13 protein-coding genes and 1 riboswitch are annotated in these 13,808 nt (G+C 48.6%); of the genes, 1 reads left to right on the forward strand and 12 read right to left on the reverse strand.

Translation table 11 applies throughout. From position 1 onward, the window contains the following. Positions 1–7: 7 nt before the first annotated feature. From IEW88_RS08155 to IEW88_RS08195, 9 genes are all read right to left on the reverse strand, one after another. Complete coding sequence (locus IEW88_RS08155; protein ID WP_147903778.1) at positions 8–850, reverse strand: cobalamin-binding protein; 843 nt, start codon at positions 848–850, stop codon at positions 8–10. Then, positions 850–1,449: a cob(I)yrinic acid a,c-diamide adenosyltransferase gene (cobO, locus tag IEW88_RS08160; protein WP_147903777.1), complete on the reverse strand. Its 600-nt coding sequence runs from the start codon at positions 1,447–1,449 to the stop codon at positions 850–852. Before cobO ends, IEW88_RS08155 begins: the two co-directional genes overlap by 1 nt. Then, positions 1,446–2,060, reverse strand: coding sequence for a histidine phosphatase family protein (locus IEW88_RS08165; protein WP_147903776.1), 615 nt, complete (start codon positions 2,058–2,060; stop codon positions 1,446–1,448). Before IEW88_RS08165 ends, cobO begins: the two co-directional genes overlap by 4 nt. Continuing rightward, positions 2,047–2,577 (reverse strand): bifunctional adenosylcobinamide kinase/adenosylcobinamide-phosphate guanylyltransferase, encoded by a 531-nt coding sequence (cobU, locus tag IEW88_RS08170; RefSeq protein WP_229670373.1) that lies wholly within the window; start codon positions 2,575–2,577, stop codon positions 2,047–2,049. The genes IEW88_RS08165 and cobU overlap by 14 nt, the downstream gene beginning before the upstream one ends. Next, a complete protein-coding gene (locus IEW88_RS08175) occupies positions 2,574–3,356 on the reverse strand; it encodes an adenosylcobinamide-GDP ribazoletransferase (RefSeq protein WP_147903774.1) in 783 nt (260 codons plus the stop codon). Before IEW88_RS08175 ends, cobU begins: the two co-directional genes overlap by 4 nt. Continuing rightward, a complete protein-coding gene (cobT, locus tag IEW88_RS08180) occupies positions 3,356–4,411 on the reverse strand; it encodes a nicotinate-nucleotide--dimethylbenzimidazole phosphoribosyltransferase (protein ID WP_229670375.1) in 1,056 nt (351 codons plus the stop codon). The genes IEW88_RS08175 and cobT overlap by 1 nt, the downstream gene beginning before the upstream one ends. Before the next feature lie 9 nt (positions 4,412–4,420). Further along, entirely contained in the window at positions 4,421–5,419 is a 999-nt protein-coding gene (locus tag IEW88_RS08185; RefSeq protein WP_147903773.1) for a FecCD family ABC transporter permease, read from the reverse strand. Continuing rightward, complete coding sequence (locus IEW88_RS08190) at positions 5,416–6,201, reverse strand: ABC transporter ATP-binding protein (protein ID WP_229670377.1); 786 nt, start codon at positions 6,199–6,201, stop codon at positions 5,416–5,418. The genes IEW88_RS08185 and IEW88_RS08190 overlap by 4 nt, the downstream gene beginning before the upstream one ends. 132 nt (positions 6,202–6,333) lie before the next feature. Next, positions 6,334–6,493: riboswitch (cobalamin riboswitch) on the reverse strand. A 73-nt stretch (positions 6,494–6,566) separates the two neighbouring features. Further along, positions 6,567–6,923, reverse strand: a complete 357-nt coding sequence (locus IEW88_RS08195; RefSeq protein ID WP_053423587.1) for a PDZ domain-containing protein — start codon at positions 6,921–6,923, stop codon at positions 6,567–6,569. 185 nt (positions 6,924–7,108) lie between these two features. Between IEW88_RS08195 and IEW88_RS08200 the strand changes: the two genes are divergently transcribed. Further along, the gene (locus IEW88_RS08200; RefSeq protein WP_147903771.1) at positions 7,109–7,906 is read left to right on the forward strand and encodes a substrate-binding periplasmic protein; all 798 of its coding nucleotides are present in this window, start codon (positions 7,109–7,111) and stop codon (positions 7,904–7,906) included. Here the strand turns inward: IEW88_RS08200 and IEW88_RS08205 are convergent. The 3 genes from IEW88_RS08205 to IEW88_RS08215 all read right to left on the reverse strand — a co-directional run bounded on the left by IEW88_RS08205 (position 7,896) and on the right by IEW88_RS08215 (position 13,662). Then, a complete protein-coding gene (locus IEW88_RS08205) occupies positions 7,896–9,500 on the reverse strand; it encodes an L-lactate permease (protein WP_147903770.1) in 1,605 nt (534 codons plus the stop codon). The genes IEW88_RS08200 and IEW88_RS08205 overlap by 11 nt on opposite strands. A 155-nt stretch (positions 9,501–9,655) precedes the next feature. Continuing rightward, entirely contained in the window at positions 9,656–12,760 is a 3,105-nt protein-coding gene (locus IEW88_RS08210; RefSeq protein ID WP_147903769.1) for an efflux RND transporter permease subunit, read from the reverse strand. Between the two features lie 2 nt (positions 12,761–12,762). Continuing rightward, positions 12,763–13,662: an efflux RND transporter periplasmic adaptor subunit gene (locus IEW88_RS08215; protein WP_229670385.1), complete on the reverse strand. Its 900-nt coding sequence runs from the start codon at positions 13,660–13,662 to the stop codon at positions 12,763–12,765. Between the last annotated feature and the right edge of the window lie 146 nt (positions 13,663–13,808).

Raw genomic sequence — 13,808 nt, forward strand, 5'->3', positions numbered from 1 at the left:
AATAACTTTAGGACTTTTTGGCAAAAAATTGCCGCGCTTTGTCGATGTCGGCGCAAAGTTGCCGCACCCCATGCAGCATTCTGCTTGTGGTGCGGTGCACCAGGTCTGAATCTGGCTGGCTAAACTGTTGATATTTAACGGCCGGAATGGCGGGCCAGCGGCTCCAGTCGAGCAGGGCGCGTGGTTCATTCACCGACACAGGCTGAATAATCAGTTGCGGCTGACTGGCGACCACATGCTCCAAACTAACCTGCGGGTAATCCCCTATAGCATCAGCAAAGGGATTGTGGGCGCCACAAAGCTCCAACTGCTGCTGCGGCCAGGCTTTTTGTGCCACAGTCGACAGTGGTTGTTGCCAGAGCTCGTAAAAAACTGTGACTTTAATTTTATCGCTGTAGTTTTTCTGTAGTTCAGCTAAGCCTTGTTCCATTAGCTGAGCTTGTTGTTCTGCCGCCGCGTCAGCGCCTGTCAGCTGACCTAATAAACGTAGTTCTTTGGCAATGTCTGTCAGCAGCAGTGGATTCGAATCCACCACAGTTAAGCCAAACTGGCGTAACCTGGCGACATCAGCCGGCGGGTTGCCGTCCGTCCAGACCAGAACCAGATCCGGTTTTAACGCCAGAATTTTCTCGACCTGCAATTGGGCATAATTGCCAACACGAGGTATGTTTTTTGCGCCTTCCGGGTAATCGGCATGATCGGTTGTGCCAACAATCATGTCACCTACACCAAGGCTATAGAGCTGCTCTACTAAATGGGGAGAGAGCGCAACAATACGTTGAGCCGGTTTGGCTTGTACCGTCACTGTAAATAAAGCACAGCAGCACAACACAATACGTAGCACAGACATTACCAATCGACTCCTTTTTGTACTTGTATGCCTGCATCAAAAGCATGTTTGATTGACTGCACTTCGCTAACGGTATCGGCCATCTCAATTAAAGTCCGGTGCGCAGCACGGCCTGTGATCAGCACATGTTGAGTCGTGGGTCTGTTATTTAGTGCCTTGACTACTCTCTCTAAGTCTATGTAGTGGTAACTCACCATATAAGTCAGCTCATCCAGTAGCACTAGCTGAATACTGTCATCCTGCAAAAACTGTTCGGCTTTGGCCCAAACCTGCTCAGCGGCAGCAATATCGGCAGCTCTGTCCTGGGTATCCCAGGTAAACCCTGTGTTCATCACGGCAAATTCAACACCGTGCTGCTGCAATAAATTGCGCTCGCCACAGTCCCAACTGCCTTTAATAAACTGCGCCACAGCAGCTTTTAAACCATGGCCGACAGCGCGGGCCACAGTACCAAAACCCGCTGTGGATTTACCTTTCCCATTGCCGGTGATCACCAGCAATAAGGCTTTGTCGGCCGTAGCAGCGGCAATACGGCTATCGACTTGTTCTTTCAGTTTTTGCTGACGTTTTTTATGGTTTTGTTGTTTCAGATCGGTCATGGCAGTTCTCGTTGTTCAAATGAAAAACCTGGCGCGGCAATGCAATGGACTTGCCAGGGACTCTGTTCGTTATAACGGCTGATCCGACTGACACTGCCATAGCCAATTGATAGCTGTTGCAGCCAGTGGCTGTGTCTGAGATCAATATGAAGTAAATGGGCCAGTAGCAGACGGATCACACCACCATGCAACAGCCATAATGCTCGTCCACTTTGATACTGACTGTGTCGTTCAAAAGCCTGTAAAACCCGTTGCTGAAACTCAGTTAAAGATTCACCTGCAGGCGGCGTGATTGCAAAAGGCTGCTGCCAGAAGTCTTGTTGTAACGGCCAGTCCGGACTTTGCTCATCAAAAGGCACAGAGTCCCAGCGGCCAAAATTCATTTCTTTGAAATCCGGCTCTATCACAAGCCCAAGTTGCAGGCGCTGTGCCTGAGCTGCGGCACTATGGCGACAGCGCTGTAACGGCGAGCTCAGCACCTGTTGATAATTTTGTTTGTTTAACCAGTCAAGACAGGCTGGCGCTGACTGTTGCAGCGCGACATCTGTCCAGCCATACAAAGCCGCAGGACCGGCCACAGGACCATGGCGGACTAAATCAATCTGTTGCATCTGTGCCTCGTTTTAAATACAGCGGTAAACCCGCTGCCACAAACACAACTTCATCACAGACGGCAGCCAGTTGCTGATTCAGCCAACCTTGCTGGTCGACAAACAGACGATTCAGCTCGCCCAGTGGCACCAGTCCCATACCGACTTCATTGCTGACTAAAATTAGTTGTCCTTCAAACTGTGCAACAGCTTCAGCGAGCTGCTGGCGTAAAAACGCAAAGTTCTGATCTGGCGAATGATACAACTGATTATTCAGCCACAGGGTCAGGCAATCGACTAACACTGTTTGGCCCGAGCCTGAAAGCTGATGTAAAGCTTCACTGAGTAATAAAGGACATTCAAGCAAATGCCAGTGTTTAGGTCTTTGCTGCTGGTGCAGTTTTATTCGTTGGCTCATTTCGGCGTCAAAAGCTGTGGCTGTTGCTATATAAGTCACCAGCTCTGAGGTTTTAGCCAGACGCTCTGCCAGACTGGATTTACCGCTGCGGGCTCCTCCTAAAATCAGCGTTTTTTTCATCCCTGTTGTCTCCACCATATCAGCCATACCAAGTACAAACTCAGTTCAGTAACTTGCTGCGCTGCGCCTAATAAATCTCCGGTATAGCCTTGCAACTGGCTGCGGTAGTAAAAAAACAGCAGGATAAAACTCAAGGCTAATATTGCAAGCAGAGATAAAGTTAAAGACAGAGGGATAAAATATAAAAACGGCAGGACAAAAAGCCAAATCGACAGCAAGGCTCGTTTTTGTAAGGAGGTCGCTATAGGTTTGCTTTTGCTGACAACGTCTAATTGCTGATAAGGCAACACAAAGGTCAGGCTGACTGCGGTTGCGCGCGATAAGCCAGCTACCAGCACCAGAGCCCAAACCGCTTGGGTGTCTAAAGCGAACAGGCTTTGCCATTTGATTAAAAACACAGAGAACAGCGCGACCAGACCATAAGTGCCTACTCTGCTGTCTTTCATAATCTCCAGTTTACGATCCAGAGACAAACCGCCACCTAAACCGTCCGCTGTGTCGGCCAGACCGTCTTCATGAAAAGCACCGGTCAGCACCAGACCTGAGATTAAACTGAGCAGCACGGCAATGGAAAAAGGCAGCAGTTGAGCAGCCAATAGCAGCACCAAAGCTTGCAGAGCACCTAATAACAACCCCACCAGACTTAAATAACGGCTGCTTTGATTTAACAGCTCCGGGCTGTAAGGGGTCGATGCAGGCACTGGAATACGGCTGAAAAATGCTAACGCCAGACAAAAGAGTTGCCATTGTCGGAGGGGCCATTGCAGCAAAGTGCTCATCACGTCGCGACTCCGGCTTCCACCACTTGAGTCACGCCAGCATCAGCAAAACTGGCCATATCGTTGTAAAAGCTGATGGCGGCACGCACGAGCGGTACAGCCAAAGCGGCACCTGTGCCTTCGCCTAAACGTAAGCCTAAATCCAGTAAGGCTGTTGCATTGAGCTGTTGTAACACCGCCTTATGACCGGCCTCAGCTCCCTGATGAGCAAAAATTAAATAATCCCGGCAATTGGGCGCTAGCTGGCAAGCGAGCAGAGCTGCGACTGAAACAATAAAGCCATCAATCAGTACAGGTTTCTGCAAAGAAGCTGCACCTAAGATAGCGCCACAGAGCTGGACCAGTTCAAAACCACCAAATTCAGCGAGTACGGATAGCGGATCTTTGGCATAAGGCCGCTGCAGCGCCTGTTTGATTAAATTCAGTTTTAATGCAAATTGCGCATCGCTGATGCCGGTGCCCCGACCAACACAAGTTTCAACCGGCAAATCAGTCGCAGCGGCCAGTAAGGCTGCTGCGCTGCTGGTATTAGCTATGCCCATCTCACCGAGCAGTAAGAGATCACAACCAGCCAGGATCTGCTGCCGGGCGATATGGCGGCCTAAGGCCAGACCCGCTTCCACCTGAGCCAGAGTCATGGCCGGACCCTGACTGAAATCTGCGGTGCCACAGCCTAACGATTGCTGAATTAAACCGGCTGCGTCGGGCAGGGCAGATAAGATACCGGCATCTACTACAGCTAACTCAATGCCGTTACTGCGACTAAAGCAGTTGGCCGCAGCGCCTCCGGCAAGAAAATTCAGCACCATCTGCTGTGTGACTGCGCTGGGCGCTATACTGACACCATGAGCGTTGATGCCATGATCGCCAGCAAATATCAGCAGTACAGGCTTATTGAGTGATAAGTGGGCCTCTGAGTTTTGTATCAGCGCCAGTTGTAACGCCAGCATCTCCAGCACACCCAAAGCACCTGCAGGTTTAGTTTTTAAATCAATGCGTTGCTGTATGGCTGCCGTCGCCGTTTTATCCAGAGCAGGTATCTCAAATAACATCATAAAACTCCGTTAACCGCGGCGGTATTTAAATAACATGGATAAAAAGAACAAGCTGCCGATGGCGGATGTGACCACACCTATAGGTAGCTCCTGATCTGGCAACAAGCTGCGCGACAAGGTGTCGACCGCGACTAAAAATAAAGCGCCCAACCAGACAGAACCCAGTAATAAAGCCACACTGGATAAGCCAAACAAAGAACGCACCAGATGGGGGATCATCAGGCCGACAAAAGCTATACCGCCACAACAGGCTACGATAGCGGCGCTGACCGCAGCACAAAGCAATAGAATAATCAGACGCAAAGGTTGGACCTTGACCCCCAGGCTGCGGGCACTTTCATCGGTTAAAACCAAGGCGTCGAGCTGGCGGCGATACAGTAGGCCCAGCAACAAGGTGATAAACACAAGGGGACTGATCAGAGCCACATGAGTCAGGCTGGCCTGACTTAAACTGCCCATCAGCCAAAACATCACCCTATTGGCGGCAAAAGGCTCAGATAAATACAGCAAGGTGGTAGTGATGGCACTGAGCATAAAGCTGACCGCTACACCACAAAGCAGCAAAGTTTCTAAACGTTGCCAGCGACTACGAGCGCCAATTAGCAGCACCAGAAATACTGCCAGCAAAGCGCCAAAAAAAGCGAAGAGAGGAGTCAGTAGTTGCCACTCTGGCAGCACTATAGTCGCAATGGTTGCCCCCAAAGCAGCGCCTGAAACTATGCCAAATAAATAAGGATCGGCCAGTGGATTGCGGCTGGCATTTTGCAGCAAAGCGCCACAGAGAGCTAAACCGCTCCCCGCCAGTAATGCCAATAATAAGCGCGGAAAACGCAGTTGCCACAGCACAGTCGATTGCATTTCATCCAGCGCGGCAAAGCCGAATAAGCCAGTAAAGGGGATAGACACGGAGCCGGTGTTTAAAGCCAGCATGCAGACCAGCAGTAACAAGGCTGTTGCCAATAAAAAACGTAAAGGGACAGGCAAAGCTGCCACTAACACTTTGCTCATAAATTGTCCTTATAACCAAAACTTACCCGAGGACAATCACCAAAAGGGTTTTGATCAATAAGGCAGGGGATGCGGAATACCTCGGTGAGCAACTGCTGCGTCAGCACTTGTTCTGCTGTGCCATCTGCGACCAGTTGGCCTTTATTCAACAGCAATAAACGGTCGCAATAACGCGATGCCAGATTGAGATCATGAATACTGGCAATCACGGTAATATCCAGCGCTTTGGCAATACGCAGCACCTGATGCTGGTAATACAAGTCCAGATGGTTAGTCGGTTCGTCCAGCAGTAACAACAGAGGCTTTTGCATCACAGCGCGGGCCAATAACACCCGTTGTTGTTCACCACCTGATAAATGAGCAAAAGAGTGACGCTCTTTATTGGCTAAACCAACCAGTTCAAGGCTGTGTTTAAGTTGCTGCAAGTCTTGTTCTGTATTGGTTTGCCATAAGGCTTTATGAGGGATCAGCCCCATCAGCACCACATCAGCTACAGTTAAATCAAATAAAGGACCAGATAACTGACTGACCAGTGCCACTTTCGCAGCCAGTTCGGATTGGCTAAAAGCGCTAAGCGGCCGACCTTGCAACTTAATCTGTCCAAAGCTTGGCTGATATTCTTTTTGTAGCAAGCGCAATAAGCTGGTTTTACCTGCGCCGTTAGGACCAAGTAAAGCGACAAATTGGCCCGGCTGAATGACAAAATTCAGCGCTGTTAAGATCTGTTGCTGATGGATGCGTAGCTGCACCTCTGAAAATTCGATAACCGGGGTCTGGCCCACAACAAAGCTCCATGAAATAACGGGCAGGGACCAGCACTGGCAGCAGAAAAAACCGCAGAGTTCCGGCACAGTGTAAGCCCGCACTGTGTGCCGCACGGACTGTATACCCCAATGACATTGGAAGTCCGGCAACGCCTGAGATTTGTAAAGGCAGGACATCTGACTTGCCATACTCTGCTCGAGCAAAGTGGCTTACAGTTGCGGGTACAGTACAGGATTTACACCTGTTTCCCTTTCAAGTTCATGACAGTAGCTATTGCTTATGCAGAACACCTTTGACAAAACTTGTGCAGTGTAGCAGAGCTGGGAGCCGGGCGTTAGCAGAAATGTCCGGCGGTCAGGTGTCTTTAGCGTGGTGGAGATGCTTATTCAGCAATTACAGTTTTCGTCAGTTGTGCACCGTCTGCTTGCTTAATCAAGAAGCTGACAGACTCGCCTTTATTTTTCTTCAGCAAGTCTTTGGCATCATCGGCAGGACAACCAGGAATAGCGCAGTCCGCAATCTTCAGAATTTGATCGCCTACCAATACTCCGGCTTTTTCTGCTGCGCCGCCAGCCACAAGTTGTTTCACTTTTACGCTGGATAAAGTAGGGTTAAAAAAACCTCCTTCTACTGCAATATCCAGAGACAAACCTATTTTGCCTTTGTCCGCTGCCAAAGCTGCAGTGCTGATAAATACACTGCAAAACGCAGCAGATAACAACAGTATTTTTTTATTCAATTCGACAACTCCTTATCTTTAAATTAACTAACAAAACCAATCGCTTACATATTTGACATTAAAACGAATAAGAAATAGAAACAAGTGATTGCTAAAGATATTTATCACTACTTGAAGAGGCATCTGGTAAAGCAAATAATGTCGTGTAATAGTAGAACTGTCTAATTAAATCAACAGGATCAGGAATGCGCAAAAGAGTATTGTCTGCATTAGCTGCAATGGTATTACTTTGCTCTGCCAGTATTCAGGCCTGTGTGCTGCGGATGGCGGCAGAAACCGATTTCCCTCCCCACTTGATTTTAAGAGAACAAGGCTGGCAAGGGCAGAGTGTCGAGTTGTTGCAACTGCTGGCAAAAGAGGTGGGATGCGAGCTGGTGTTTGTCAACAGCCCCTGGTTGCGTTCGTTGGCACAACTTAAAAGCGGTGAATTGGATTTAGTCAGTCATTTGTCATACAGCGATGCCCGCAAAGCTGACTTTGCCTTTATTGGTCCTCACCATATTGAATCTATCTGGCTGATTGGTGATCCGAGCAAGTTACCTAAGATCGAACAATTAAATGACTTATCTGACAAGGTTGACCTGGGACGTATTGCGAAGCTCAATGGCGCTTATTACGGCGAGGAGTTTGAGTTACTGGAACAAAACCCCTTTTTTGCCAGACAACTGGTTAGTATCAGCAGTATTCAGGACAAACTTGCGTTGTTGGAGGCGGGCAGAGTCAATGCAATTTTGGAGGATCAGTCAGTACTGCATTATTGGCAAACACATCAGTATAAAAATGCTAAAAATTACCAGGCTTTAGTGCTGGTGTATCAAAGCCCTGTCTATTTTGGTTTCAGTAAAACAACCTTATCCAAAGCTATGTTAATCAAACTGCAAAAAGCCTGGCAGAAGTTGTTTGAGCAAGGTGATATAGAAAAAACGGTGAAGCGTTATCAGAGCACAACCACAGATGTGCTGACCCCTTCGACTAAGCTGTAGTACTGTAGAGTACAGTGGCTATTGCGCTTGCCAGTAAGCAGTATAGCGCCATCGGCAACAAGGTAAAACGCATGATCTGCCCTTCCTGGCCGGTCAGCTTGCAGACCGAAGCCGCAGCTACTACGTTCACTACACACACCATATTACCTGCGTTTGCGCCGAGCATTTGTAGTGCCAGTACCAGAGATAAAGGCAGGGTAGCATCGAGCGCCAATTGTTGTTGCACACTGGCAAACATCAGGTTGGAAAAGGTGGCTGACCCGGCAATAAAGGACCCTAAAGCGCCTATCCATGGGGCACACCACAACCAGAACTCCACTAAATGCTGGCTCGTAACAGAGGCGAGATAGATTGGCATAGCCGGCAAATCTGCGCTGTTGAGATCTGAATGTAAAAACAGCCGTACCATAGGCACTGCGCTGGCTAGCGTAATAGCCGCTGGCCAAATTCTGTGTAAGCTTTCAGTAGTGGCTTTGCGCATCAACTGGCGACGCTTAGTTTGCCATGGCAACAACAAAAGTACGGTCAACACAAACACAGTACCGGGTAGATACAAAGGCTGAACTGAGGTGGATAAAGTTGAACCAAAAATCTCTGACCAGTTGAGTTGCACGGTCTGCAAAACAGCTTTAAAAGGTAAAAACTCCAATCGGCTGAGCACCAATAAAACCGCCAGCAACAGGTAAGCTCCCCAGGCTTTGAATAAAGCTAAGTGCTCAGGCGCAACTTCTCCTGTGCTGGTGTTATTTGTTTCGTTGTCACAGCGCCACAAAGTCGCAGGTACCGCTATACCAAAACGCACTAACAAGGTCAGCACGATCAAACCTGCCAAAGCACCTAACAAAGAGGGAAATTCAGGGCCTAGGTAACGGGCGACAAAAAAAGCGGGCAAGCTGTAACAAAGGCCGGATAAAAAAGCCAGAGGTGCAATAGTCAAACCTGAACGCCAGTCGGGCTTATCGCTAAAATAGCGGCACAATATCAGGCACATCAGTACAGGTATGAGACTGGCACAAAACAGGTCAATACTGGCTGCGGTTACGGCGCTTTGTTCAATCAGTTCTGGCGATATGCCCGGCAATCCGTTGGTCAGTCCGACCAGTACTGGAGTTCCTATGGCACCAAAAGAGACCGGGACTGAATCTGCGATCAGAGTTAAAACCACTGCAGCTAATGGTCTGAAACCCAAAGCAATCAACAGAGGCGCCGCTATGGCGGCTGGCGTACCAAAACCAGCAGCACCTTCTAAAAACGCCACCAGTAACCAGCCAACAAATAATAATTGAATACGATGATCGCCGGAAATCGCGGCAAAACCACGACGGATCAATAAAAAGCTACCGTTATTCTCGAGCAGGTTTAGAAGCAGCAAGGCGCCAAACACTACCCATAGCACAGTGGCAGCGATGACTAGTCCCTCAGCAATAGCTGCTGCTATCTGTAACAGCGATACAGACCAGACAAAAGCGCTTAAGATAGCTGTACCCAGCAAACACAGCGGCATGGCTTGGCGGGCAGGCCAGCGCAACAGGACTAAAAACGTGAGCACGCTCAGTAGCGGAAAAAGTGCACTCAACAAAAGCCAGGCGTCCATTTGCTATTGCTCCATTCATCAGATCTCGTGGTTAAGGTAGCTGATTTTTATCCATATAAACCAGAGCTAAAACAAAGGACTGTGTTTTAATTTGCGCTTGGATAAAAAAGACCCCGCACGAAGCGAGGTCTTTTTACTCAGTCGAACCCTGAATGTTACGACCCTTTGTCCGGTGACTCTTTGTCCAGTAAGTCCAGCTCTTTACTAATAGCCAGTGGTGAGCCTGTATTACGGGCCAATACCATATAAGCCACAGGCACGACATAAATGGTTAGCAAGGTGGCAACACCTACACCTGCGAAGATCACCATACCTATCACCATACGGCTTTCAGAGCCAGGGCCTGTGGTGATGATCAGTGGAATAGCACTGAATACGGTAGTAAAAGCGGTCATCACAATAGGCCGTAATCGTAAAGCGGAAGCCCGCTTAATCGCCTCTTCAAACTCGACGCCAGCGTCACGCAACTGGTTAGCAAATTCAACTATTAAAATACCGTTTTTCGCCACCAAACCTATCAGCATCACTAAGCCTATCTGGCTGTATATATTCAGCGTCATACCAGCCAAATATAAACCAGCCAAAGCACCGACTAAGCCCAGCGGCACCGTCAGCATAATGACAAAAGGATGGACAAAACTTTCGAACTGCGCCGCCAGAACCAAAAAGGTAATAAGCAAAGCTAATGCAAAAATCAGCACTGTCGACTCGCCGCTTTCTTTAAACAGCAGTGATTCACCTTTGTAGTCAATACCGACTGTACCTTCGATATTGTCTTTCACCGTTTGTTCTAAAAACTCCAGCGCTTCACCCAGACTGTAGCCAGGCGCCAGGTTAGCGGTAATAGTGATACTACGCATCCTGTTGTAGCGGTTTAAGCTGGATGTAGTGGCTTCTTCTTTAAGCACCACCAGGTTATCCAGTGGAATAAGCTTGCCAGACTCTTTCGCCCGCACGTAGACATTACTGATACTGCCAGGCTTGGCAAAGTCTTTGTCTGCGCCTTCGAGTATCACGTCGTATTCTTTACCCCGGTCGAGGAAAGTGGTGACTCTGCGACCGCCCAGCATAGCTTCCAATGCCTGACCTACAGCGCCAACAGAAATCCCTAAATCGGCAGCCCGCTCACTGTTAATTTCCACCAGCACTTGAGGCACAGTCTCTTTGTAGTCGTGATCCAGCATTTGCAGTTGTGGATTTTCTGCAGCTTTTGCCAGCACTATATCGCGCCACTGCACCAGTTCCTGATAGGTATTGCCCTGAATTACAAACTGTACAGGACGACCACCACCACGACCGCCACCTAAGCCGCTGCGCATAAAGGTGAAGGCTTTGACATCAGGTAATTGATTCAGTTTACCGCTGACTTCCTGCATCAGCTCTGAGGTACGTCTTTTGCCATTATTCCAGTTTTCAGTGCCTACTATGGCCACGCCGCCTGAATTACCCCAGCCAGGGACCCGGATCAGCAAGCGATTAAACTCACCTTTTTCGTAGTAGGGCATCAGTATGTCTTCGATTAAACGCATGTTACGGCTGTTGTTGGCGTAACTTGCGCCTTCAGCGCCACTCATATTGACAAAAAAGGTGCCTCTGTCTTCCTGTGGTGCCAGCTCAGAAGGAATTAACTTTAATAGCAGTATAGTTGCAACAAAGCTCATCACCAGCACGGCCATAGTCGGCCAGCGCCTTGCTATCACTGCATTCAGCTGATTACTGTAACCCGCTTCCAGTTTGGCAAACCCCTTGTGCATAGCAGCACTGAAACGGGATTCGCGTTTTTTGTGCGTCAACAACTTACTGGCCAGCATAGGGGAGAGGGTTAATGCGGTAATAGCAGAGAAGGCCACAGCAGCAGCTACGGCTAACGCAAATTCAGTAAAGAGTTTACCCAGTTCACCCTGCATAAAGACCAAGGGAACAAAAACCGCAATCAGTACTAAAGTGGTGGCGACTACAGCAAAACCTACTTCACGGGCACCACGGTATGATGCCAGCAGCGGATGTTCGCCTTCCTCGATGCGGCGGTAAATGTTCTCTAGTACGACGATGGAGTCATCCACAACCAAACCTATGGCTAAAACCATGGCCAGCAGCGTCAGCAAATTGATGGAAAAATCCAGAGCGTAGAGCACAGTGACCGCGGCAACTAAAGCGACTGGAACAGTGATGGCAGGAATAAAAGTAGCGCGTAAATTCCCAAGGAACAGGAAAATCACCAGGACCACCATGCCCATGGCAATACCTAAGGTGTTGTACACCTCTTTAATAGATTCAGCGATAAAGAGTGAAGAGTCATAACCCGGTTCTATCGTTGTACCTGCTGGCAGACTGGCTTTAATTTTTTCCATCTCTGCGCGGGCATTTTGCACCACATCCAGCGTGTTGGCTTTTGACTGTTTGATGATGCCGATACCCAGCAGGTTTTTACCATCACCACGGAATTCGTTTTCTTCATCTTCCGAACTTAAAATAACCTGAGCTACTTCACCTAAACGCACCAGGTAATTATCTTCACCGCGTTTAATAGCTAAGCGTCTGAAGTCCTGCTGAGTTTTGTAAGTCCGAACCACCCGTACTGTAAAGTTCCGATCTTCAGATTTGATATTACCTGCCGGTAATTCAACGTTTTCAGCCCGCAGCACAGTTTCAATATCCTGGACTGTCACCCCACGGGCCGCCATGGCGTCTTTGTCCAGCCATAAGCGCATCGCATAGCGGCGTTCCCCACCGATTTGAATACGGGCCACACCATCAACGACTGAAAAACGCTCAACGATGTAACGGTCGGCATAATCAGATAACTCCAGATTGGTCATGGTTTCGCTATTGAGCACAAACCAGGCAATAGTGTCGTCATCGCCATCAGCTTTAAACACTTCAGGCGGGTACGCCTGATCCGGCAGGTTATCCAGAATACGGGACACCCGCTCGCGCACATCGTTGGCAGCGGCGTCTATATCACGGCTGATATTAAACTCAATGGTGACGTTGGAGCGGCCATCACGGCTATTGGAGTTTATATTTTTAATACCCTCCACACCCGAAATCATATCCTCAATGGGCTGTGTGATTTTGGTTTCAACGATTTCAGCTGAGGCTCCCGGATAGTCGGTACTGATGGTCACTATAGGCGCATCAATATCAGGGAATTCCCTAAGCGGCAGCATAGTGAAACAGACGATACCAAAAATCAGTAAAATCAAGTTCACTACAGTGGCAAAGACCGGTCGTTTGACCGAAACATCAGATAACCACATGCTTATTGCCCCGCTTTGCTAACAGTAGGAGTCACCACAGAACCTGAGCGGATTTTAGTAGTGCCCTCAATCACTATCTGATCGCCTGCATTTAACCCTGATACAACCTCCACCAGACCCGGCATACGTTGCCCCAGCTGCACTTCAGTTTGAGTCACAGTGTTGTCCTGATTGACCACAAAGACGTACTGCTTGTTTTGCAGTGGCACTATAGCCTTTTCAGAGACTTGCAGCGCCTGCACTTCTGCCAGCGTCACGCTGACATTCAGCAGCATACCAGGGCGTAATTCCAGTTCGTCATTTGACACTAAGGCATGCACTTTTACAGAACGGGTGACAGGGTCTAAGCGGGTGTCTATCGCTTTGATCTGACCGGTAAAGACTTTTCCAGGGTAAGCCACACTGCTGGAGTTGACTGTCATACCAGGTTTTAATTGAGCCAGATAATATTCAGCCACGCTAAATTCCAGACGGATTTTGTTTAAATCATCCAGTGTAGTGAGTACCGTACCTGCGGTTAAATAGGCACCTTCGCTGACTTGACGTAAACCTAAAACGCCAGTAAAAGGAGCCCGGATCGTCATTTCATTTAAGCGGGCTTTGACTGCGTCCAACTGAGCTTGTGTGGTATTCACCCTGGTTTGCTGTTCATCCAGCAGAGACTGGGCTGTGGCTTGAGTTTTTGCCAGGTTTTTCACCCGTTCCAATTGGCGTTTTTGGTCCACCAAAGAGGCAGAGAGTTCAGCTACCCTGGCTCGTTCTTCCACATCATTTAACTGAGCGATCAGTTGGCCTTTTTCAATCAACTTACCTTCGTTAATATTTAATTCAATTAGATAATCACTGGTGTTGCTGACAATTTGCACAGACTCATTAGCAAGAGCTGTACCTAAACTTGTCACCTGGCGCACTAAAGCTGAGTGCCTGACGACTTGGGTGGTGACTAAGGTCGCTGAGCTTTCTGCCTTTCTTTCCTCCTCAATTGATTGATTTTGAAAGAAAAGGTAGACAATAAACAGGGATAACCCCACTAACAACACCCATATTA

It is taken from the genome of Rheinheimera tangshanensis (genome assembly GCF_014645135.1).
Taxonomy (GTDB): domain Bacteria; phylum Pseudomonadota; class Gammaproteobacteria; order Enterobacterales; family Alteromonadaceae; genus Pararheinheimera; species Pararheinheimera tangshanensis.